This window comes from Modicisalibacter sp. 'Wilcox' (genome assembly GCF_010993675.1).
GTDB classification, from domain to species: Bacteria; Pseudomonadota; Gammaproteobacteria; order Pseudomonadales; family Halomonadaceae; genus Modicisalibacter; species Modicisalibacter tunisiensis.
Window position 1 is genome coordinate 152,725 of the sequence record NZ_WNXF01000001.1, and the last position, 23,491, is coordinate 176,215.

Sequence of the window (23,491 nt, forward strand, 5' to 3'; positions counted from 1 at the left end):
AGGCAGAAGGCAGAAGGCAGAAGGCAGAAGGCAGAAGGCAGAAGGCAGAAGGCAGAAGGCAGAAGGCAGAAGGCAGAAGGCAGAACGAGTCTCGGGCGATCAAGACAAAGACACAAATAGACAGAAAGCCGGCCCAAATGGGCCGGCTTCATTAGGCAATGCCTCGTGTGTCGGTCGACAGCTTAGAAGCTGTAGAGAGCACCGAAGGAGACCGCGTCGCCCAGGTCGTCTTCACGATCGTAGCTGACGTATTCGACGAAGGTGTACATGGCCGGAGAGATGTTGTACGTGGCACCGACCATGAATTCGTTGAACGAATCATCACCGTTGTAGTCGCCGGACTGGGTCACGTTGTGGCCGCCATCAGCGTTGGTGTACGCCATCGGGTTGGTAACTGCGGCCACTTCCTTGTCGGCGTCGACGTACTGGTAAGCACCGTACACATCGCCGGCGAAGTTGTCGGATAGCGCGTAGCCATAGCGCGCACCCAGGGCGTAACGGTCGATGTTGCCATCTTCGCCGAGGTAATCGAGCTTGGTACGCTCGGCTTTTGCCGCCACCCGCAGCGTGCCGATGACGTACTGAGCGCCCAGGCCGTAGGCGTCAGCCTTGATGTCGTCGCCACCGGTGGTGGAGTCGAGTTCGTAGTTGTTCAGGTCGTCGTAGATAGCCGCGACGGAGAAGGCGCCAACGGCGTACTTGAGACCGCCGAACAGCGAGGCATTGGAACCTTGGTTCTTGTAACCTGTTGCTTCGTACTCGCCTTCCGCATCACCCTTGTACTGGGTGCCGACGACGACCTGCAGACCACCCAACGACGGAGACATATATTGAACCTTGTCACCCTCGCGGTCGGTATCGGCGCCTACGCCGAAATCATCACCGTAGAGACGGCCCAGATCGGAAGTGGAATCGGTAACGTCCGCGTACTCGACGTTGGAGACCGGATCCTGGACCCAGTCATCGATGATCGGGTCCCAGGAACCGACACGCAAGTCACCGAAGTTGCCTGTCAGGCCCAGGTAAGCCTGGTCACCATCATTGATGCCGCCGTTGACCTTCTCTTCGTCGGCGTCGTGCTCGAACTCGGCCTTGAAGTAGCCGATCAGGCCCGGGTTGATGATGTGCTGACCCTTGAAGCCGATGGTCGAGCCGTTGTCGAGCAGCTGATCTTCGCTATCAACATCACCGCCGCCGTAGGTTTCCTGATCGGCATAGGCAAGCTGGATGTTGCCATAGATGTCGAACTGCGTGCCGTCTTCGTTGTAGACGGTGGCAGCCTGTGCAGCGGCGGAGGCGCCCAGGGCACCGGCAATAGCAGTCGCTAAGAGCGTCTTTTTCATCGCGATAGTTCCTTAACTAGCTTACTGTTCGATCGTTGTTTGCAAATGCAACTGGCTTGCCGGGCGCGGCCTGAAAAGGCGCTTGCCTCAGCGAAGCCTTGTTATTATCCAATGCTCGCAGGAGAACCATATACCGGGACTTTCCCGAACGCAACAAGAAAAAAACACTGTTTTTAATCCTGCCGCCTCAGCGGGGCCCTCTTTCGGCTCACCTCGGCACACTGGCACCGCAACGCCGCGATACCGTGTCACGACGCACCCTACTGCCACCATGTGACGAAAGCGTGACGATCGCGAACGGCGTTCATGATGATCAGCCCTGGGTGTCATTGCAAGGGCACTAATCAAGCCATTCGCGCGTCGCAACCAACGGCTGGCCAACGTAACGCGGTGAAGAACCCCGCAGCGCCAAACGCAATGGCGCTCCGGAGACAGGCAAGACAGGAGTCGATGGGTCAGTGACGGCCGTGCTTGGCGAGCAGGTCGCTCAACTTGCGATCGAGTCGCACGTTCTTGCGGCTTTCACGCTCCGAGGTGCCGGCGTCTCGCGCGCGCTGCTTGGCCTGCAGGGCCTCGAGCTTCTTGCGTGCGTGACGGGCTTCCTCGTCGTCCACCACGCCGGCCGGCTGGCCCTCGAGATCGACCCGCTCGGCACCGGCACGCACGGCCTTGAGATAGCGCGGCAGATGCACGTAACAGGCGAGCGCCCGGCGTACGAGCTTCTCGGGCCAGGGCTCAAGCGCAAGCAGGTCCTCGTGGATGCCCACCTTCAACGGGCGGGTGTGGCCCTTGAAGAAGGTGCTGGTGTAACGCCGGTACCAGCTATCCAGCAGGGCCTGGGGCGATGGCGGCTCGTCACCGTCTCCGGTTTCGGCAGACACCGTCGTTGAATCCGGGGGCACGTCCGAGGGTGCCGGACCGGGCATCGCCATAGCGGCAGGGGCAGGCTCGGCGGCTGGTTCGCCGGACGGCATAGGCCGACGCGGCAGCGGGTACCCCCGTTCGCTGGCAGAGCGAGGCGTCACGGCGTCCGATTTCACGAGGTGCGACAGCGCCTCGCGCAGGCTGGCATTTTCGGCCTCGAGATGCTGCAAACGCTCACGCAGGCTGGCTATTTCGTCCACGCCTTCACGGGCCTGACGCTCCAGGGTCTCGAATAGCGCTGACGCGCGTTCCGTCAACAAGGCATAACCTCCGTCGGTTGCAAGAGGACTCCCTCAGCCTGCGATGAACCTTCCCTTTCCATGGGTACAGTCTGTGTCACGCCGGCACGCTTTGACAACTGAACGCGCCTTGGGTCACGGCGCCGTCCGGCGCCGATAGGCCACGAAGGCATAGCCGGGTTTGCCCTCTTGCCCGCTGCGCTCCCCGGTAACGCGCTGGACCTCTTCCCAGACGTCGCGGTCGATCGCTGGAAAGCGGGTATCGCCGGCCAGCTCGACGTCGACCTCGGTGAGGTAGAGGCTCGACGCCCACGGCATGGCCTGAGCATAGATTTCCCCGCCGCCCATGACCATGATCTCCTCGACACCATCGATGATCGCCTGATCGTCCGCCAGCGCCAACGCCTCGGCCAGGTCGTGACAGACCCGCACGCCCTCGGCCCGGAAATCGGGATCGCGGGTAACGACGATATTGAGCCGGCCCGGCAGCGCACGACCGATCGACTGGTGGGTCTTGCGCCCCATCACCAGCGGCTTGCCCTGGGTCATGCGCTTGAAGAACTTGAGGTCTTCCGGCAGGTACCAGGGCAGCTGGTTGTCCACACCGATCACGCCGTTGCGTGACACGGCGGCGATCATGGCGACCGGCACCAGCGTCGCGTGCCGGTCGTCCAGGGGTTGCGTTTCGTTCATACGGCCACCGGTGCCTTGATATGGGGATGCGGGTCATACCCTTCGATGGCGATGTGCTCGAAGCGGAAGGCGAACAGATCATCGACCGTCGGGTCGAGCACCAGCCCCGGCAACGGGCGGGGCTCGCGGGTCAGCTGCTCGCGGGCCTGGTCGAGATGATTCAGGTAGAGGTGGGCATCGCCCAGGGTATGGATGAACTCGCCCGGCGCCAGCCCGCAGACCTGCGCCACCATGTGCGTGAGCAACGCGTAGCTGGCGATGTTGAACGGCACGCCGAGGAAGATGTCGGCACTGCGCTGGTAGAGCTGGCAGGACAGCCGCCCCTCGGCGACATAGAACTGGAACAGGGCGTGGCATGGCGGCAGCTGCATGTCGTCGACCTGCGCCGGATTCCAGGCCGAGACGATCAGTCGCCGCGAGTCGGGATGGCGACGAATCTGCTCGACCACGTTGGCGATCTGGTCGACGTGACCGCCGTCGGGTCGCGGCCAGCTGCGCCACTGATAGCCGTAGACCGGCCCCAGCTCGCCGTTCTCGTCGGCCCACTCGTCCCAGATACGCACCCCGTGCTCCTTGAGGTAGGCGATATTGGTGTCACCGCGCAGGAACCACAGCAGCTCGTGAATGATCGAGCGCAGATGCAGCTTCTTGGTGGTCACCAGCGGGAAGCCGTCGGCCAGGTCGAAGCGCATCTGATGACCGAACACGCTGAGGGTACCGGTGCCGGTGCGGTCGTCTTTCTTCACGCCGTCGTCCAGCACGCGGCGCATCAGGTCAAGATAGGGCTGCATGAATACTCACCGGGAAAAACGAATGTCGGCATGACGCGGCGCTCAGGCCGGCTGCGGGGTCGCGGCCCCGTCCACCGGCTGGCGACGTGACCACAGCATCAGCGCGAGCCCGGCCAGCGCCATGGGCACGGTCAGCAGCTGCCCCATGGTCAGCCAGCCGAAGGCGATGAAGCCGAGCTGCGGATCCGGCTGGCGCACGAACTCCACACCGAAGCGGAACAGGGCATAGAGCAGCAGAAAAAGGCCGGATATCATACCCCGCCGACGCGGCCGGCGCGACACCAGCCACAGCACGGTGAACAGCACGACGCCTTCCAGCGCGAACTCGTAGAGCGACGAGGGATGACGCGGCTGGGTACCGCCGGGAAACACCATCGCCCAGGGCACGTCGCTGACCCGCCCCGGCAGCTCGGCGTTGATGAAGTTGCCGATGCGCCCGGCCCCCAGGCCGATCGGCACCAGCGGCGCGATGAAGTCGGTGAGCTGGAAGAAGGCCAGACGATGCTTGCGCGCGAACAGCGCCGCGGCGATCAGCACCCCGACCAGCCCGCCGTGGAAGCTCATGCCGCCATCCCAGACCTGGAAGAGCCACAGCGGGTCGCTGGCCAGCCGCTCGAAGCCATAGAACAGCACATAGCCCAGGCGCCCGCCCAGCACCACCCCCAGCGCCCCGTAGAACAGCAGGTCGCCGATGTCATCGGCGGTGAGTCCGATCCGGGCGGCACGCCGGCGCCCCAGCCACCAGGCCCCCACGAACCCCACCACGTACATCAGCCCGTACCAGTGGATCTTCAGCGGCCCCAGGGCAACGGCAATGGGATCGATTTGCGGATACTCGAGCATGATGATTCCTGAACAAGAGGAAAGAAAGGGGTCACGGCGCCCCGGGATCCCGCAGCAGCCGGCCGGGCAGCCAACGGTGCACGCGATCGACCAGCGCCTGGGGACGATAGGGCTTGGCGAGGTAATCATCCATGCCGGCGGCGAAGAAGCGTTGGCGATCCGCCTCGCTGGCATTGGCCGTCAGCGCGATCAGGATGCTCGGCACCGCCCGGCGTTCGCGCTCCAGCGCGCGCCAGCGGCGGCTGGTCTCCACCCCGTCGAGCGTGGGCATGAAGATGTCCATGAATACCAGGGCGTAATCGTGCTGCTGCATCAGGGCCAGGGCCGCCTCGCCATCGGCGGTGATATCGACCTGCAAGCCTTCCGCGCCCAGCACGCGCCGGGCCAGCGCCGCATTCACGGGACCGTCGTCGACGATCAGCACCCGCGGCGGCTCGCCATCCGTGCGGGCCAGTTCGCGCGGGCCGTCCGGCCCATCGAACTGCCGCAGCAACGCCAGCACGTCCGCGAGGCGACGCTCCGCCCCGGCTTCCACCTCCGGCGACCACCCTTCCAGCGCTTCCAGCTCGCGACGCACCTGACGCAGGTAACGCATCAGCAGTTCCGCCTCTTCGCGGGCCCGATCCCGCTCCCGGACGCACTGTTGCAGCATTCGGCGATGCGCAACACCGCCACGCGGCCGAGTCGCATCGGCCGGCGCCCCGCCCGGCTTTTCGGACGCCAGGCCCGAGGGACGCTCCGCCCTCTCGAGCACGTCGGCCAGGCGTCGCAATCGCCGTCCCATCACGACCCGGCAGTGCTCACGCGGCAGCCCGCAGAAGCCCAGCATCAGCAACAGGCCGCCCACCAGCCAGACCCATCCGCCGACGATGGCGACCCAGAGCGTCGATACCGGCAGGAAGCGCGCCACGCCCAGCGCCCCCAGCAGGCACAGCACAGCCCACGCCGCCCCCAGCCACAAGGGGCGACGACCGGGGCCTCGCTGGTGTCTGCGCTCCGCCTCGAGGTCTTGCATCCGCGTCCCTGCCGTCGACAATGGAGCGAGTTTACATCGCCGGTCACCGGCCTGTCATGGCCCCGGCCATTCAACGAGAGATGCCATGTGCCTGATCGTTCTCGACTGGCGCCCGCACGCGCCCGTGCCACTGCGCCTGGCGGCCAACCGCGACGAGCGTCACGACCGCCCCAGCGCGCCGCTCGCCCCGTGGAAGGACGCCCCGGACATCGTCGGCGGCCGTGACCTGGAAGCCGGCGGTACCTGGCTGGCGGCTCGGGTCGGCGGGCGTCTGGCGGCCTTGACCAATGTCCGGGATCCGGGGTTTTCCCCGCCGCCGAATGCCCCCAGCCGCGGACATCTGGTGCGGGAGGCACTGGAAAGCCCGTCCCTGCCGGCCTGGCTGTCACGCCTGGCCGATCACGAGGCCGGGGCCTACGCCGGCTTCAACCTGCTGGTCAGCGACGGCGAGACGCTCTGGCATGTGCACCACGGCCGTCACGAAACGCGCCTGCAGCGCGTGGCGCCCGGCGTGCACGGCGTCTCCAACGCCAGTCTCGACACCCCCTGGCCCAAGCTGTGCCGCGTGCGGCACGGAGTGAGCGCCCTGCACGACGCCCCGTGGGAGACGTTTCAACACCGGGCCTGGGCATTGATGGCCGATACCCGCCAGGCACCGGACGCCGAACTGCCGGACACCGGCGTGGGGCTGGAGCGGGAACGCTGGCTGTCGGCGCCCTTCATCCTCGGCCGCGATTACGGCACGCGCGCCACGACGCTGGTGGAATGGCGCGCCACGGGCGAGCTGACGCTGGTCGAGCGTCGTTTCGGCCCCCTGGGGCGAGAGGAAGACACCCACACCGAGCACCTGCCCACCGAGCGACTGCACCGCGCCCGGTAACCCCGGCACGTCGGCTCAGCGTTCTTGTTCGTCGCGCGGCGGCAGCAGGTGCGTCAACTGCCACTGGGCGAAACGCTCGACCAGGTGGGCGCGTACCGCCCTGGCGGTGGGCAGGCCCAGGGTCTCGTCGACCAGCGCCTGGGCATCGGACAGCGACACCCGCCGGATGGCCGCCCGCACCCGGGGCAGGCTGGGCGCGTTCATCGACAGCCCGACGAAGCCCATGCCGGTCAGCAGCAGCGCCCCGCAGGGGTCGCCGGCCAGCTCGCCGCACACGGTGGCCGGCATGGCCAGGCGCCGGGATTCCGCCGCCAGCTGCGCCAGCGCCGAGAGCACCGCGGGATGGCAGGCATCGTAGAGCTCCGCCACCCGCGGGTTGTTGCGGTCCACCGCCAGCAGATACTGGGTCAGGTCGTTGCTGCCCACCGAGAAGAAATCGACCCGCTCGGCCAGCGCGCTCAGCTGGTAGAGCGTCGCCGGCACCTCGATCATCACCCCGACCTCGGGGCGCCGGATCGACAGCCCCTCTTCACTGAGCTCCTTGTGGGCTCGCTCGAGCAGCCGCAGGGCCGTGTCGACCTCATCGACATTGGTGATCATCGGCAGCATGATGCGCAGGTTGTCCAGCCCGACAGACGCGCGCAGCATGGCGCGCAGCTGCACCATCAGCACCTCGGGATGGTCGAGCGTCACCCGGATGCCCCGCCAGCCGAGGAAGGGGTTGGCCTCGTGGATGGGGAAGTACGGCAGGTCCTTGTCACCCCCGATGTCCAGGGTGCGCATCACCACCGGCAGCGGCGCGAAGCCCTCGAGCTGGTCGCGGTAGAGCCGCGACTGCTCCTGCTCGCCGGGGAAGCGTTCGGTGATCATGAAGGGGACTTCGGTCCGATACAGTCCGACTCCGGCGATGCGCGGCTTGAGCGACGCCACCGCGTCGACCGCCAGTCCGGTATTGACCATCAGCGGCATGGCGTGCCCGTCCGGCGTGACGCTCGGCAGGTGCTGCTCGTGCTCGAGCACCTCGGCCAGCGCCCGCTCCTCGTCGATCAGCTTGCGATAGTGGCCGACCAGGTCCTCCTCGGGGCGCACGAACAGCCGTCCGCGATGCCCGTCGAGGATCACCGGCGCCCCGTTGAGCCTGGGCAGCGGCAGGTCGACCATGCCCAGCACCGTGGGGATGCCCATGGCCCGGGCCAGAATCGCCACGTGCGAGGTGCTCGAGCCCTTCAGCGACACCAGCCCGGCCAGGCGCTCGCGGGGAACCTCGCCGAGCATGGTCACGCTCAGTTCGTCACCGACCAGGATGCACTGCTCGGGGTATTCGCCGGGCCCGTCGCTGGCTTCCTGCTGCAGGTGAGCCAGCACCCGCCGCCCCAGATCGCGCACGTCGGCCGCGCGCTCGCGCAGGTAGTCGTCGTCGACCCGCTCGAGATACTGGGCGTGCCGGCGCACCACGTCGGCCAGCGCCCCCGGCGCCCACTGCCCTTCACGGATGCGCTTCTCGACCTCCTGGCCGAGGGCGGCATCCGCCAGCATCTGCTCGTAGACATCGAACAGCGCCAGCTCCTGGCTGGGGATGCGGCTCGACAGGCGCGCCCCGGCCGCGCGAATCTCGCCACGCACCCGCTCGATGGCCTCGCCCAGGCGGCGGATCTCGTACTCGATGTCGGTGGGTACCAGGTCCGGCACGCTGTCCAGGTCGGCCGGCGGCGCGATCACCCGCGCCTCGCCGATCACCATGCCGGGCGAGGCCGCCACGCCGGTGAAGGTCGCCATGCCGGGAGTGCGGGTCGGCCGGTTGAGCGTGCCGGTCGCCAGGGCATGCGCCAGCACCCCGGCCAGCTGGGCCGCCATGGTCACCAGAAAGGCCTCGTCGCCCTCGTCGTAACGACGCTTTTCCTGCTGCTGCACCACCAGCACGCCCAGCGTCCGGCGCTGGTGGATGACCGGCACCCCCAGAAAGCTGGAAAAGCGCTCCTCGCCGGTTTCCTCGAAATAGCGGAAACCGGGATGGGACGGGGCGTCCTCGAGGTTGAGCGGTTCCTCGCGCTGGCCGACCAGGCCCACCAGGCCCTCTCCCAGGCGCAGGCTGACATGCCCAACGGCCTGACTGCGCAGGCCGATGGTATTCATCAGGACCAGGCGGTCCTGAGCGGCGTCGAAGAGGTAGATGGAGCACACGTCGGTATGCATGGCCTTGCGGATCCGCCGGACCATGGTGGCCAACGCGGCATCCAGGCTGCGCGCGCCGTTTACCTCCTGGACGATACGACGTAGTACATCGAGCATGAGCATTCTTCTTGTTGTCGGTGTGACAGCGGCCGCATGTCAGCCGCCCCCCCGGGCCAGGCGCTGCACCCGGGGCGCGAGTTCGCGCAGCGCGCGCCGATAGACCTCGCGCTTGAAGGGCACGACCTGCCCCAGCGGATACCAGTAGCTGACCCAGCGCCAGCCATCGAACTCCGGCTTGGCCGTGGTATCCATGCAGATGCGGTTGTCCTGACAGCGGATCTTGAGCAGAAACCACTTCTGCTTCTGACCGATGCACACCGGACGCGATTGGGTACGGACCATGCGTCGGGGTAGACGATAGCGCAACCACCCTCGGGTACAGGCCAGCACCTCGACGTCATCGGGCGTGAGGCCGATTTCCTCTTCCAGCTCGCGATAGAGCGCCTGCTGCGGTGTCTCGTAGGCCTTGATGCCCCCCTGAGGGAATTGCCATGCGTTCTGCCCCACCCGACGCGCCCACAGCAGCTGGCCCTCCGGGTTGGCGATGATGATGCCAACATTGGGGCGGAAGCCGTCAGCGTCGATCACGGGCTTCACCTTATGAAATCCAGTATTGCTGCCATTCTTCCACAAACGCTGAAAGCGCATCAATACACGCTTGGCGGCGCCGCGATGTGCAAGCCTGTCGGAGTTCTGCAATAATCGCCGCCGCCTTTTCGCCACCCGCCCGATGAGCGACCAACCAGACCTGAGGAGAGCGCATTGAGCCTGGCCATCTTCGATCTCGACAATACGCTGCTGGGCATCGACAGCGACCATGCCTGGGGCGAGTTCCTGGTGGAACAGGGCGCCGTGGACCCGATCAGCTACCGCGAGGCCAACGAACGCTTCCTGGCGGCCTATCAGGAAGGCACCCTGGACATCCACGCCTACCTGGCCCTGGCGCTCAAGCCCCTGGCCGAGCACAGCCCGGAGCAGCTGGCCGCCTGGCACCAGCAGTTCATGGCCAGCAAGATCGAGCCGCACATCCTGCCCCGGGGCGAGGAACTGCTGGCCCGCCACCGCGCACGGGGCGACACCCTGCTGATCATCACCGCCACCAACCGCTTCATCACCGGCCCCATCGCCCGCCGCCTGGGCGTCGACGAGCTGATCGCCGTCGAGCCGGAAACCGCCGGCGGCCGCTATACCGGCCGCGTGAGCGGCGTACCCAGCTTCCGCGAGGGCAAGATCACCCGGCTCGAGCAGTGGCTGGCCACCCGCGATGTCACCCTGGACGACGCCTGGTTCTATAGCGACTCGCACAATGACATCCCGCTGCTGGAACGCGTCGACCACCCCGTCGCCGTCGACCCCGATGCCGCCCTCGCCGAGATCGCCCGGGAGCGGGGCTGGCGGATCATCAGCCTGCGATGAGTGAACATTTTTCGGCGAGCCGGTGCCCGCCCCTACGCAAAATATTCGCAGACTAAATATAAGCATCTGACAGGGAAGGCTTCTTCACTCATCCCGAACAAAGCTTTCCCTTATGGAAAAACTTCCCAGCATAATACATCCCTTCTGCGCCGGTCGTTTTTGCATTGCAATATGATATAATCCCGTCATCTGAATCGCCAAAGGGCTGATATCCACTATGGACGAGACGGTTGATTGCGTACTGGTAGGGGCCGGTGTCATGAGCGCGACGCTGGCGACACTCCTTCACGAGCTGGAGCCCGACGCCCGCATCGAGATCATCGAGCGACTCGACTCCACGGCCAGCGAGAGTTCGTTCGCCTGGAACAACGCCGGCACCGGCCACGCCGGTCTCTGCGAACTCAACTACACGCCCGAGACCGCCGATGGCGGCGTCGACATCGCCAAGGCCATTCGCATCAACACCCTCTTCGAGGAGTCCAAGCAGTTCTGGAGCTACCTCGCCTCGCGGGGCAACCTCGGTGACCCTGCCGGCTTCCTGACCCCCGTCCCCCACATGAGCTTCGTGCGCGGCGAGGACAACGTGCGTTTCCTGCGGACCCGCCACGAGACGCTGAGCCAGCACCACTGCTTCGAGGGCATGCACTTCACCCAGGACGCCCGCACCATCGCCGAATGGGCGCCGCTGCTGATGGCCGACCGCGACCCGGCGGAGCCGGTGGCGGCCACCTGGGCCGAAGGCGGCACCGACGTCAACTTCGGCGCCTTGACCGACCAGCTGCTGGCCCGCCTGCACGCCGTGGACAACGAGCACGTGCGTGTCAGCACCGGCCAGAAGGTCAAGGACCTCGAGCGCAACGCCGACGGCACCTGGACCCTGACGATCCACCTCGACAACGGCGACCGCCGCCGGCTGCGCTCGCGCTTCGTGTTCCTCGGCGCCGGCGGCGCCTCGCTGCGCCTGCTGCAGAAGAGCGGCATCCCCGAAGGGCACGGCTATGCCGGTTTCCCGGTGAGCGGGCAATGGCTGCGCTGCGACGACCCGGAGGTCGTCTCGCGCCATCAGGCCAAGGTCTACAGCAAGGCCGCCATCGGTGCCCCGCCCATGTCGGTCCCGCACCTGGACCGGCGCCACGTCAACGGCAAGCCCTCGCTGCTGTTCGGCCCCTTCGCCGGCTTCACCACCAAGTTCCTCAAGAACGGCTCGATCTTCGATCTGGTCAAGTCGGTCAGCACCTCCAACCTCAGCCCCATGCTGTCGGTGGCCCGCCACAATGTCAGCCTGGTCAAGTACCTTATCGACCAGGTACGGCTGTCCCACGAGGAGCGGGTCGAGGAGCTGCGCGCCTTCTATCCGTCCGCCGAGCCCGGCGACTGGCGCCTGGAAGTGGCGGGCCAGCGCGTGCAGATCATCAAGAAGGACCCGGAGAAGGGCGGGATCCTGCAGTTCGGTACCGAGATCGTCACCGCCGGCGACGGCTCGATGGCCGCGCTGCTGGGCGCCTCCCCCGGCGCCTCGACCGCCACCTCGATCATGCTGGAGCTGATCGAACGCTGCTTCCCCGAGCGTTTCGCCTCGCCCGAGTGGCGGGCACGGCTCCAGCAGCTGGTCCCCGCCCGGGCCGATGCCCTGGCCGGCGATGCCGCCCTGCTGCGCCGCACCCGTGCCGCCAGTGAAGAAGCCCTGGGGCTGCACAGGCACCGCACGACCGCCGCCGAGCCCGCCAAAGCCGAGCCGGCCTGCTGACCCGCGCTGCCCGGCGGGAGGCTTTCGGGGCTTCCGCCACCTGTTAGACTGACCGCCTCGACGTTCGCGCCGGGGCGGTCTGTCATGTGGCCGCCGCTTGGCCTTACCAGGATCCCGTCATGCGCATACGAGCGATGCTCTCTCCCGCCTGGCTGGCGCTGCTGCTGAGCCTGGGTCTGCTGCTCTGGCTCGCCTTCGGAGACAGCCGGCATTTCCGCGACACACCGCCCGCTTCCGCCACCGAGACGACCACCGCCGAGGCACCCCGCGTCGAGGTTCGCCTGTCACACGCCGAACCCCATGCCCCGCAGGTCATTCTGGAAGGCCAGCTCGAGCCTCGCCGCAGCGTGGTCCTGCGCGCGCGGCGCGCCGGACGGGTCGAGGCGCTGCCGCACGCCCAGGGCGACCGGGTGGCCGCCGGCGATCGCCTGGCGACCCTCGACGCCGGCGACCTGCCCGCCCGCCTCGCGCAGGCCCGCGCCGACCTGGCACTGGCCCGCGCCGAACTGGAGGGCGCGCGTCAGCTGCGCGGGCGCAACCTGGTCTCGAACAACGAGCTGCTGCGCCTGCAGAGCGAGCTGGCCGGCAGCCAGGCCACGCTGGCCACCCTGCAGGACGCGCTGGCCGATACCCGCATCGACGCCCCGTTCGCGGGCACGCTCGAGCGCTTCGACATCGACCCCGGGGCCTATGTCCAGGTCGGCGAGCGCCTGGGCCGGCTGGTGGATGTCGGCCACCTGAAGGCGACCGCCTGGCTGCCGCAGCAGCGGGCCGGCGACATCGCGGTCGGCATGCCCGCGCACCTCACCCTGCTCGACGGCCGCCGCCTCGAGGGCCGCGTCAGCTTCGTGGCCAGCGAGGCCGACGAGGCCACCCGGCGCTTCGCCCTGGAGGCCAGCGTGCCCAACCCCGAGGGCTGGCGGGTCGCCGGGGCCAGCGCCACCCTGACCCTTTCCCTGCCGCCGCGTCCGGCGCACCGCCTGTCGCCGGCCCGGCTGGTGCTCGATGAGCAGGGCCGTCTGGGGGTGAAGACCGTCGACGCCGATAATCGCGTACGCTTTCGCCCCGTCGAGCTGATCAGCGCCGATGCCGAGCACGCCTGGGTCGGCGGCCTGCCCGATCCGGTGCGGCTGATCACGCTGGGCGGCGGTTTCGTCAAGGCCGGCCAGCGGGTGACCCCCGTCCCCGCCGACACCCCCGAGGGCTCCTGATGCGCCGCTGGATCGACGCCGCCATCGACCGCACCCGGACCACCCTGCTGGTGCTGCTCTTCCTGCTGATCGGCGGCGGCGTGGCCTACCTGGCCATCCCCAAGGAGGCTAACCCGGACGTCACGATCCCCACCATCTACGTGTCGCTGACACTCGAGGGCGTCAGCCCGGAAGACGCCGAACGCCTGCTGGTACGCCCCATGGAGCAGGAACTGCAGGCCATCGAGGGCGTACGCAAGATGACCGCCCAGGCGGCCGAGGGCTATGCCTCGATCACCCTGGAGTTCGATGCCGGCTTCGACCCGCGCCAGGCGCTGGCCGACGTGCGTGAAAAGGTCGATATCGCCCGCAGCTCGCTGCCCGATGAGGCCGATGAACCGCGGGTGATGGAAGTCAACGTCTCGCGGTTTCCAGTGCTCTCGGTGGGACTCTCCGGCCCGCTCTCCGCCGGCGAGCTGATGCTGGCGGCGCGTGGCCTCCGGGACGCCATCGAAGGGCTGCCGCAGGTACTCGACGTCGATATCGCCGGCGAGCGCGAGGACCTGATGGAAATCGTCGTCGACCCGCAGGTACTGGCCGGCTACGGCATCGACTTCGACACCCTGTTCAACCTGGTCTCGCGCAATCATCGCCTGGTCGCCGCCGGCAGCATCGACAACGGCGCCGGCCGCCTGGCGATCAAGGTGCCCGGGCTGATCGAGAACCTCGACGACCTGCTGTCCATGCCGATCAAGGTGGACGGCGACCGGGTGGTCACCTTCGGCGACGTCGCGGTCATTCATCGTACTTTCAAGGACCCGCAGGGCTATGCCCGGATCGACGGCCAGCCCGCCGTCGTGCTGGAGATCGCCAAGCGCGCCGGGGCCAACATCATCGCCACGAGCCGGGCCGTCCACGCCGTGCTCGACGAGGCCCGGCCCAGCCTGCCGGATACCCTGCAGCTGCGCACCATCATGGACCAGTCCACCACCGTCGTCTCCCTGCTCGATGACCTGCTCAACAACGTGCTGACCGCGGTGGTGCTGGTGCTGATCGTGATTCTCGCCACCATGGGCCTGCGTTCGGCGCTGCTGATCGGCCTGACCATTCCCGGCGCCTTTCTGACCGGCATCCTGCTGATCTGGAGCATCGGCTACACCCTCAACATCGTCGTGCTGTTCGCCCTGATCCTGGTCGCCGGGATGCTGGTGGACGGCGCCATCGTGGTCGGCGAGCAGGCCGATTACAACCTCGCCCGGGGCTCGTCATCGCGGGACGCCTGGGCGGGAGCCGCCGGACGCATGGCCTGGCCGGTGATCGCCTCGACCGCCACCACCCTGGCGGTGTTCGTGCCGCTGCTGTTCTGGCCGGGCGTGGTCGGCGAGTTCATGAAATACCTGCCGGCCACGGTGGTGCTGTGCCTGCTGGCCTCGCTGCTGATGGCGCTGATCTTCCTGCCGACCCTGGGCAACCTGCTGCGACGTCGCAATACATCCCGCACCGGCGGCGGCCTGGATGCCGGTGCCCGGCTCTATCGACGGCTGCTCGACCGCCTGCTGGCGCGTCCGGCGCTCGCCCTGCTCGGCGCGCTGGGCATCATGGCCGTGATCTATGTCGGTTATGCGCGCTTCAACCATGGCGTGGTGTTCTTTCCCGAGGTGGAACCCGACAACGCCCAGATCCGGGTGCACGCCCGCGGCGACCTGTCGGTGGACGAGAAGGACGCCATCGTGCGTCGCGTCGAGGCCCGGGTCGCCGGCATGCCCGAGATCGACGCCCTCTACGCACGCTCCTTCGCCGCCCCGGACAACCGCATGGCCGCCGACGTGATCGGCCAGCTCAACGTCTCGCTGATCGACTGGGATCGGCGCCGCCCGGCCAGCGCCATCCTCGACGACATGGCCGCGCGTACCCGTGACCTGGCCGGTGTGCGCCTGACGTTTCAGGAACAGGAACGCGGCCCGACCAGCGGCAAGCCGATCCAGATCGAGCTGACCGGTCGCCAGCCGGAAACGCTGGACACCGCCGTGGAACAGCTGCGCGCGGCCATGCAGCGCCTGGGTGGTTTCCGCGATATCCAGGACAATCGCAGCCTGCCGGGCGTGGAGTGGCGCATCGAGGTGGATCGCGAGGCGGCGGCCCGCTTCGGCGCCGACGTGGCCACCATCGGCAGCGCCGTGCAGCTGGTCACCACCGGCCTGCCCCTGGCCACCTACCGCCCGCCCGAGGTGGATGACGAGGTCGATATCCGGGTCCGCCTGCCGGCGGTGTGGCGCAGCCTCGACCAGCTCGAGCGCCTGACCGTGCACACCCAGCGGGGCCAGCTGCCGATCCGTCAGTTCGTGCGGCTCACGCCCGCGCCCAAGGTCGGCATCCTGCACCGCATCGACGGCCATCGCGCCATCACCCTGGAGGCCGACGTACAGCCCGGCCGCCAGGTCGACGAACGCCTGCGCGCCCTGGCACCGACCCTGGCCGAACTGCCCGACGGCGTACGCGCGAACCTGGCCGGGGAGCGCGAGGACCAGGCCGAAACCAGCCGCTTCCTCGTCAGCGCCTTCGGTGTCGCCCTGTTCCTGATGACGATCATCCTCGTCACCCAGTTCAACAGCCTCTACCAGACCGCCCTGGTGCTCTCGGCGATCGTCTTCTCGACCGCCGGCGTGCTGCTGGGCCTGCTGCTCAACGCCCAGCCCTTCGGCATCGTCATGGTGGGCATGGGCATCATCGCCCTGGCCGGCATCGTGGTGAACAACAACATCGTGCTGATCGACACCTACAACCAGCTGCGCGGCGACGGGCTGTCCGCGCGTCAGGCGGCGCTGGAAGCCGGCTGCCGGCGGCTGCGGCCGGTGCTGCTCACCGCGATCACCACCATCCTGGGGCTGATCCCCATGGTGCTGGGGGTCAACGTCGACCTGCTGACGCCGAGCCTGGGCTGGCACGCGCCCTCGACCCAGTGGTGGACCCAGCTCTCCAGCGCGATCGCCGGCGGCCTGGCCTTCGCCACCGGGCTGACGCTGCTGCTCACGCCCTGCATGCTGGAACTCGGGGCGCGCCTGGGCGCGCGACGGCGTCGCCGGTAAGGAAGCAGTAAGTGACGGAGAAGGGAATCGGTGCGCCTCGTCGAGTCATCCGGCGAGGCGCGATAACTGCCGCGTGACGACGGCCGTTACAGGGTGGCGCGGGGTGCCACGCCCGAGGCCGGCTGCGGGGAGTGCGCGGCATGCAGCCGGGCGATCAGCCGATCCTCGAGCGAGAAGCGTTCGGAGAGGCCGCGGTCGAGCCGCTGGAGCCAGGCGGGCAGGCGGGAGGCGAAGTGCTGGCAGCGCGTCGGCGTCGAGAAGTCGCGGTCGAAGTCCAGCACCATGGCGGTGGACATTTCCAGGCGCTCGAGCAGCTGGCCGGCCAGGGCCAGCGCCGCCTCGTCGTCGAAGTGCCGGGCCTCCTCGCGAAGCTGGGGGTAGATCTCGAAGTGCCCGGCACTGATGTAGTCCATCAGCAGTTCACTGAAGCGATCGATCTGCGACTTGCCGATGGCCTCGGGGTCCACCTCGCAGGCCTGGCGCAGCTCCGTGAACACGCCCAGCATCGTCCGTCGCTCCTCGAGCCAGCGGTCGATCAGGCGGTGGACGCCACCCCAGTGCTCCTGGGCGGTCTTGCAGTCTTCGAGCATCGGTCGCCTCCCCTGTGTCGTCGTCCGGCAGCGAGGGTCCAGCGTCACCCCAACGGCGTCACCTGTCAATCCTTTGCGACCCCGCCGGCGCAATCCCTTGCGGGACATCAACCTTCGCTCAGTCGCGCCTCGACCGCCTCGCGTTCGGCCTCCTCGTCGGCCAGGGAGCGGCGCGGCAGGATGACGTTGAGCGTGAACGCCACCAGCGCCGCGATCACGATCGGCGAGCCGCCGATCACCAGCTGCACGACCTCCGGAAACCGGGCGATCGATTCCGGCACCGCGTAGACACCCATGCTCAGCGCCAGCGCCAGGCTGGCGATGGTGATGTTCCGCGAGGACATCTCGTCCTTGGTGATCAGGCGAATCCCGGTCACGGTGATCATGCCGAAGACCATCACCGTCGCCCCGCCCAGCACCGGCAGCGGGATGGTGGTCATCAGCGCCCCGAACTTGGGCACGAAGCCCGCCGTCAGCATGAACAACGCCGCCAGCGCCAGCACATACCGGCTGATCACCTTGGTCATGGCGACGATGCCCACGTTCTGGCTGTACGAGGAGGTCGGCAGCGCACCGAAGAATGAGCCCAGCGCCGTGCACAGGCCGTTGCCCAGCAGGCCGCCGTAGAGCTCGCGAGTCTCGAGCTCGCGATTCATGCCGCCGACCGTGGTGGCGGAGAGATCGCCGATGGTCTGCACCGAGTTGATGACGCAGATGATCACCATCGACACCATGGCCGGGCCGTGGAACGACAGGCCGAAACTCAGCGGCTGCGGCAGCGTGAACCAGGGCGCGTTCAGCACCGGCGTGAAGTCGACTCGCCCCAGTGCCAGCGCCATCCCGTAGCCGACACCGATGCCGCAGATGATCGAGGCCAGCTTGAGAAAGCCCTGGCAGAACTGCGAGACGAACAGCACCACCAGCAAGGTGGCCAGCGCCAGGAACCAGTTGATCGGGGCGCCGAAATCGGCGCTGCCCACGCCGCCGGCCATGTAGTTGATGGCGATATCGTAGAGCGACAGGCCGATCACCAGCACCACCACCCCGGCGACCACCGGCGGGAACCACTGGCGAAGGTGCCGGGTGAACAGCCCCACCACCATCATCGCCACGCCCCCGGCGATCTGTGCCCCGAGGATGCCGCTCAGGCCGTACTGTGCACCCACCGCGGTCAGCGTCGGCACGTAGGCGAAGCCCACCCCGAAGATCGCCGGCAGGCGGGCCCCGAAACGGCCGATGGCATAGAGCTGGATCAGCGTGGAGACGCCGGAAAAGATCAGCGAGATCTGGATCAGCGCCATCTTGTCCGCCAGCGAGGCGCCCACGGCACCGACGACGATGATCGGCACCGTCACCGTGCCCATGATCATGGCCAGGATGTGCTGGAGAGAGAGCGGCAAGGCCTTGAGAAGCGGCGGCTTGCCGTAGAAGTCGAAGACCGACTGACGTTGGCTCGCGGGGTTCATGCGCTACGGATCCGTTGTGTTGTTGGATTATTTGTACACAATAAACAGGTAAAACCGTATACCAAATGTCCGGAGCGATAAAAGCCTCTTTTTGCCCGCAGCGGTGTCGCGGCATCCCGACAGCGAAGGGAATGATGTCCCAACCATTTGATTAAAAAGGAATCACTGAAAGAAACGGCAAGGATGGCCGGCAGGCCGAGTCCCTTTCCTGCGACTAAAGAGGCACGAGCCGACACGCGCGGAAAGACAGACGGTGAAGGAAGGCAGAGGGCCGCGAGCGCCGGCTCACGGCCGTTCGGTTGAGGCGGAGGGAGTCAGACGCCGCGGGCGCGGCGCGGCATCAGCAGCAGGCCAAGCGGCACCAGGGCCAGCACCGCGAAGCCGATCAGCGTCCACTGTGGCAGCGTCAGGCCCCACCAGTACCCGTCGATGGTCGCGCACTCGCCCGACCCCGACAGCACCCGGGAGAGCACGTCCCACAGCGGCAGCACCTCGAGCATGTAATCGAGCCCCGGCCCGCAGCTGGGCACCTGATCGGGAGGCAGGGACTGCAGCCAGACATGCCGGCCGGCGACGGCGATGCCGCCGCCCACCGCCAGCAGGCCCAGCAATCCGTAGACCCGGCCGCCCCAGCCGCGCGGATTGTGAAGCGCGGCGACCAGGAAGACCCCGGCCGCCATGATCACCGCGATGCGCTGGAAGATGCACAGCGGGCACGGCTCCAGCCCCGCGACATACTGCAGGGCCAGGGCGACGCCCATCATCAGGGCACAGAAGGCCAGACCGGCCAGACTCCATTGACGCACCGACAGGCGGCGCAGACTGACAGGCATGCGGATCACTCCATGATTCGGGGCGACCCGCCGGGGTCGCCGCAAGCGTTACGAGGCGGGCGTGGGTCGCGATTCACGGGCGCGGGCAAAATAGCTGTCGAGAAAGGCCGCGAAATCCCGGGTCTCGGCCGCCTCGATCTGCGCCTGCTGCTGGTGCGAGGTCTCGCTGAGCTCGCGGAACAGCGCCTCCCGCGCCGGGTCCATGGGCTCGGCCCGGAACTGCTCGGCCTGGGCATTGGCCAGCCCCAGCACATGCTCGACGAAGTCGCTGCCGCTGGCTTCCAGCTCGCCCAGCAGCCGCCCCGACGGCGTGTGCTCGGGATTGTCGAGCAGCGGCTCGAGGGCCGACAGTGCCGCGACATGCACACCGCCCTCCTCGTTGATGTCCAGCAGCTCGGCCACCTCGCGCAGTTCGGCGAAGATCGCCGCCGCGCGGTCGGCCAGACGCTGCTCGCGACCGTCGACGGCCAGGGCCAGCGAGGCCTTGCGCCCCTGCTCCACCACGGCACGCCGGTTGTCGTCCAGCCGGTCGCACTCCTCATCCGGAATCCACGGGCTCTCGGCCAGCAGGCACCACATCAGGAAGACGTCGAGGAAGCGCATCTGGGTCGCGTCGATCCCCAGCGGCAGGAAGGGGTTCAGGTCGAGACAGCGCACCTCGATGTACTCCACGCCGCGGGCCTCGAGCGCCTGGGACGGGGTCTCGTCGTGACGCGCCACGCGCTTGGGACGGATGTCGCTGTAGTACTCGTTCTCGATCTGCAGGATGTTGGCATTGAGCTGGCGCCACTCGCCCTGCTCGTTGACCCCCAGGCGCTGATAGGCCGGCCACGGCGTGGTGATGGCGTGGCGCAGCGTGCCGACGTAGTTGGACAGCGAGTTGAAGCAGATCTTGAGCTGGGCCTGAACCTTGTTCTGGTAGCCCAGATCGGACATGCGCAGGCTGGTGGCGTAGGGCGACACCAGCGTGTGACGAGCATGGGCGCGCAGATGGCCCGGCGCCGCCCCGGTCAGGAAGCTGCGATCCAGCGCCGGCGACGCGCCGAACAGGTAGAGCAGCAGCCAGCTGTTGCGGCGGAAGTTGCGGATCATGTCGAAGTAGCGCGCCGAGCGGTAATGGGTGAGCGGCGTGTCCGTCGCCCCTTCCAGCTCCTGCAGGACCGGCCAGAAATCCTCGGGCAGCGAGACGTTGTAGTGCACCCCGGCGATCGACTGCATGATCCGCCCGTAGCGCACGTCGAGCCCCTTGCGGTAGACATGCTTCATGAAGCCGACATTGGACGGGCCGTAATCGGCGATCGGCACGCTGTCGTTGCCGTCGAGCCGGCCGGGCATGCTGGCCGGCCAGATCCGCTCGTCACCGAGATGACGATAGGAAAAGCGATGCAGGTCGGCGAGGAACGCCAGCGCATCCTCGGGACGACAGTAGACCGGGGTGATGTATTCCAGCAGCGACTCGGAGTAGTCGGTGGTGATGTGCGGATGGGTCAGCTTGGACCCCAGCGCCCGGGGATGCGGCGTCTGCGCGATCCGGCCGTCGGCGTCGACGCGCAGCCCTTCCTTTTCGATACCCCGCCGCAGGCGTCCCAGGGCGCCCTGGCGCGCCGCGCCACGGAGCCTCGCGATGGCATTGACGAATTGCTCGGACAAGTTGAACACCCCATGTTGAAGACCGCCGCCGGCACGCCCGACGTGCCGGTGAAACATCAGATTATGGTGCCGGAGACAGCCGTTTCAAGGCGAATCATTCCGGCCCGGCTCAGCGCGTCCTGTCGCGGGCCTTGAGCAGCGCCTCGCCCAGCGCGCCCATCTGCCCGCCCGGCGACTGGCCGCTGCCCGCATCGCCGCGGCCGCGTCGCCCGCCGCCCTTGCCGCGCCGCGCCGGCTTCTCGCCCTTGGCCTCCTTCTCGCCGGCTTCGGCCTCCGGCTGGTCGTGAAGGCGCATCGACAGGCCGATCCGGCCGCGCTCGACGTCCACCGCCATCACCTTGACCTTGACGATGTCGCCGGCCTTGACCACCTGGCGCGGATCCTCGACGAACGTGTCCGACAGCGCCGAGATATGCACCAGGCCATCCTGGTGCACACCGATGTCGACGAAGGCACCGAAGTGGGTCACGTTGGTGACGCTGCCCTCGAGAATCATTCCCGGTTCGAGATCGGTCAGCGTCTCGACCCCCTCGCGGAACTCGGCGGCGCGGAACTCGGGGCGCGGGTCACGGCCCGGCTTGTCGAGCTCCTTGAGGATGTCGGTGATGGTCGGCACCCCGAAGGTGTCGTCGACGTAGTCCGCCGGCTTGAGCGTGCGCAGAAAGCCGCTGTCGCCGACCAGGCTGGCCAGGTCGCGGTCATTGCGCTCGGCGATGCGCGCGACCAGCGGATAGGCTTCCGGGTGCACCGCGCTGGCATCGAGGGGGTTGGCGCCGTTCATGATGCGCAGAAAGCCCGCGCACTGCTCGAAGGTGCGCGGCCCCAGGCGGTTGACCTCGAGCAGGTCGCGGCGGTCGCGGAACACGCCCTGGCTGTTGCGCCGGGCGACGACGTTCTCGGCCAGCCCGGGATTGAGCCCCGAGACCCTCGAGAGCAACGCCACCGACGCGGTGTTGAGATCCACACCCACGGCGTTGACGCAGTCCTCGATGACCGCCTCCAGACTCCGCGAGAGCTGGACCTGCGAGACATCGTGCTGATACTGACCCACGCCGATCGACTTGGGCTCGATCTTGACCAGTTCCGCCAGCGGGTCCTGCAGACGGCGGGCAATGGAGACCGCCCCGCGGATGGTGACATCCAGCTCCGGCAGCTCGCGGGACGCCAGCTCGGAGGCGGAATACACCGAGGCGCCGGCCTCGCTGACCATCACCTTGGTCAGGCGACGCGGCGCCAGGCGCTTGACCAGCTCGCCGGCGAGCCTGTCGGTCTCGCGGCTGGCGGTGCCGTTGCCGATCGCCACCAGGGTGACGCCGTGCCGCTCGACCAGCCCGCCGAGCACCGCCAGGGCCTCGTCCCAGCGCTTCTGGGGCGCATGCGGGTAGATCACCGCCTGCTCGAGGAACTGACCGGTGGCGTCGACCACCGCCACCTTGCAGCCGGTGCGCAGTCCCGGGTCGATGGCCAGGGTGACCTGGGGGCCGGCCGGCGCGGCCAGCAGCAGGTCCTTGAGGTTGGCGGCGAAGACCTCGATCGCCTCGCGCTCGGCGCGCTCGCGCAGCCGCCCCATCAGCTCGGTCTCGAGGTGGGTGTAGAGCTTGACCCGCCAGGTCCAGCGCACCACCTCGCGCAGCCAGCGATCGGCGGCGCGTCCCGGCGCCTCGGCGGCCAGCTCGATGCCGGCATGGCGGGCGATCGCCACCTCGGCGGGATGCACCGGCGCCTCGTCCTCCCCCGGCAGCGCCAGGGTCAGCGCCAGCACGCCCTCGTTGCGGCCACGGAACATGGCCAGCGCCCGATGCGACGGCACCTTCGCGAGCGGTTCGTCGTGCTCGAAGTAGTCGGCGAACTTGGCGCCCTCGCGTTCCTTGCCCTCGACGAGGCGCGCGCGCAGCACGCCCTCCTGCCACAGGCGCTCGCGCAGGCGACCGACCAGTTCGGCATCCTCGGCGAAGCGCTCCATGAGGATCTGCTTGGCGCCGTCGAGCGCCGCCTTGGCGTCGGCGACGGCGGGCGTGTCACCGTCCGCCGGGCGCAGATAGGCCGCGGCCTCACGCTCCGGATCAAGGGTCGGATCGGCCAGCAGCGCATCGGCCAGCGGCTCGAGCCCCGCCTCGCGGGCGATCTGCGCCTTGGTGCGGCGCTTCTTCTTGTAGGGCAGGTAGAGGTCTTCCAGGCGCTGCTTGGTGTCGGCCTCGCCAATCTGCGCCGCCAGTGCCGCGGTCAGCTTGCCCTGTTCGTCGATGCTGGCCAGCACGCTCGCGCGGCGCTCCTCGAGCTCGCGCCGATAGCGCAGGCGTTCCTCGAGCTGACGCAGCTGGCCATCATCGAGACCGCCGGTCACTTCCTTGCGGTACCGGGCGATGAACGGAACGGTGGCCCCGCCGTCGAGCAGTTCGACGGTCGCTGTCACCTGGGCGGGACGCACGCCGAGTTCCTCGGCGAGACGCGCATTGATCGAAGTCTGAACGTCCATGGAATCCTTGCATTGACAGGTTCACCGGGCGGCCCGGGAAGCGCCGCGCCGAGGCGGCGTCAAGCCCGGCGGGAGGG

18 protein-coding genes are annotated in these 23,491 nt (G+C 67.9%); 5 read left to right on the forward strand and 13 right to left on the reverse strand.

The window, feature by feature from the left end; translation table 11 throughout:
- Positions 1-182: 182 nt before the first annotated feature.
- The 6 genes from G7A98_RS00685 to G7A98_RS00710 form a co-directional block, all read right to left on the reverse strand.
- The gene (locus tag G7A98_RS00685; protein WP_163647558.1) at positions 183-1,343 is read right to left on the reverse strand and encodes a porin; all 1,161 of its coding nucleotides are present in this window, start codon (positions 1,341-1,343) and stop codon (positions 183-185) included.
- Positions 1,344-1,798: 455 nt separating this feature from the next.
- A complete protein-coding gene (locus tag G7A98_RS00690) occupies positions 1,799-2,224 on the reverse strand; it encodes a ProQ/FINO family protein (protein WP_163647559.1) in 426 nt (141 codons plus the stop codon).
- 417 nt (positions 2,225-2,641) lie between these two features.
- Positions 2,642-3,199 carry a dihydrofolate reductase gene (locus tag G7A98_RS00695; protein ID WP_163647560.1) on the reverse strand — a complete coding sequence of 186 codons (558 nt, stop codon included), beginning with the start codon at positions 3,197-3,199 and terminating at the stop codon, positions 2,642-2,644.
- Positions 3,196-3,990, reverse strand: coding sequence for a thymidylate synthase (locus G7A98_RS00700; protein ID WP_163647561.1), 795 nt, complete (start codon positions 3,988-3,990; stop codon positions 3,196-3,198). Before G7A98_RS00700 ends, G7A98_RS00695 begins: the two co-directional genes overlap by 4 nt.
- Positions 3,991-4,032: 42 nt before the next feature.
- Positions 4,033-4,833: a prolipoprotein diacylglyceryl transferase gene (lgt, locus tag G7A98_RS00705; RefSeq protein ID WP_163647562.1), complete on the reverse strand. Its 801-nt coding sequence runs from the start codon at positions 4,831-4,833 to the stop codon at positions 4,033-4,035.
- Positions 4,834-4,864: 31 nt separating this feature from the next.
- Positions 4,865-5,848 carry a response regulator gene (locus G7A98_RS00710; RefSeq protein WP_163647563.1) on the reverse strand — a complete coding sequence of 328 codons (984 nt, stop codon included), beginning with the start codon at positions 5,846-5,848 and terminating at the stop codon, positions 4,865-4,867.
- Positions 5,849-5,933: 85 nt separating this feature from the next.
- Between G7A98_RS00710 and G7A98_RS00715 the strand changes: the two genes are divergently transcribed.
- Positions 5,934-6,728, forward strand: a complete 795-nt coding sequence (locus G7A98_RS00715; RefSeq protein ID WP_163647564.1) for an NRDE family protein — start codon at positions 5,934-5,936, stop codon at positions 6,726-6,728.
- A gap of 15 nt (positions 6,729-6,743) precedes the next feature.
- Here G7A98_RS00715 and ptsP read toward each other — a convergent pair whose 3' ends face one another.
- A complete protein-coding gene (ptsP, locus tag G7A98_RS00720) occupies positions 6,744-9,017 on the reverse strand; it encodes a phosphoenolpyruvate--protein phosphotransferase (RefSeq protein ID WP_163647565.1) in 2,274 nt (757 codons plus the stop codon).
- Positions 9,018-9,056: 39 nt separating this feature from the next.
- On the reverse strand, positions 9,057-9,548 hold the full coding sequence (locus G7A98_RS00725; RefSeq protein WP_205596179.1) for an RNA pyrophosphohydrolase: 492 nt from the start codon (positions 9,546-9,548) through the stop codon (positions 9,057-9,059).
- A 174-nt stretch (positions 9,549-9,722) separates the two neighbouring features.
- Between G7A98_RS00725 and G7A98_RS00730 the strand changes: the two genes are divergently transcribed.
- The 4 genes from G7A98_RS00730 (at position 9,723) to G7A98_RS00745 (ending at position 16,399) form a co-directional block, all read left to right on the forward strand.
- Entirely contained in the window at positions 9,723-10,376 is a 654-nt protein-coding gene (locus G7A98_RS00730) for an HAD family hydrolase (RefSeq protein ID WP_163647567.1), read from the forward strand.
- Between the two features lie 217 nt (positions 10,377-10,593).
- The gene (mqo, locus tag G7A98_RS00735) at positions 10,594-12,123 is read left to right on the forward strand and encodes a malate dehydrogenase (quinone) (RefSeq protein WP_163647568.1); all 1,530 of its coding nucleotides are present in this window, start codon (positions 10,594-10,596) and stop codon (positions 12,121-12,123) included.
- A gap of 119 nt (positions 12,124-12,242) precedes the next feature.
- On the forward strand, positions 12,243-13,334 hold the full coding sequence (locus G7A98_RS00740; protein ID WP_163647569.1) for an efflux RND transporter periplasmic adaptor subunit: 1,092 nt from the start codon (positions 12,243-12,245) through the stop codon (positions 13,332-13,334).
- Complete coding sequence (locus G7A98_RS00745) at positions 13,334-16,399, forward strand: efflux RND transporter permease subunit (RefSeq protein WP_163647570.1); 3,066 nt, start codon at positions 13,334-13,336, stop codon at positions 16,397-16,399. Before G7A98_RS00740 ends, G7A98_RS00745 begins: the two co-directional genes overlap by 1 nt.
- An 86-nt stretch (positions 16,400-16,485) precedes the next feature.
- On the opposite strand, the gene rsd is transcribed toward G7A98_RS00745, so the two are convergent.
- From rsd to G7A98_RS00770, 5 genes are all read right to left on the reverse strand, one after another.
- Positions 16,486-16,989, reverse strand: coding sequence for a sigma D regulator (gene rsd / locus G7A98_RS00750; protein ID WP_163647571.1), 504 nt, complete (start codon positions 16,987-16,989; stop codon positions 16,486-16,488).
- A gap of 107 nt (positions 16,990-17,096) precedes the next feature.
- Positions 17,097-18,455 carry a solute carrier family 23 protein gene (locus G7A98_RS00755; RefSeq protein ID WP_163647572.1) on the reverse strand — a complete coding sequence of 453 codons (1,359 nt, stop codon included), beginning with the start codon at positions 18,453-18,455 and terminating at the stop codon, positions 17,097-17,099.
- 314 nt (positions 18,456-18,769) lie between these two features.
- Positions 18,770-19,288, reverse strand: coding sequence for a disulfide bond formation protein B (locus G7A98_RS00760; protein WP_163647573.1), 519 nt, complete (start codon positions 19,286-19,288; stop codon positions 18,770-18,772).
- Between the two features lie 48 nt (positions 19,289-19,336).
- Entirely contained in the window at positions 19,337-20,938 is a 1,602-nt protein-coding gene (gene gshA, locus G7A98_RS00765) for a glutamate--cysteine ligase (RefSeq protein WP_240464641.1), read from the reverse strand.
- 109 nt (positions 20,939-21,047) lie between these two features.
- The gene (locus G7A98_RS00770) at positions 21,048-23,414 is read right to left on the reverse strand and encodes a Tex family protein (protein ID WP_163647575.1); all 2,367 of its coding nucleotides are present in this window, start codon (positions 23,412-23,414) and stop codon (positions 21,048-21,050) included.
- Positions 23,415-23,491: the final 77 nt, after the last annotated feature.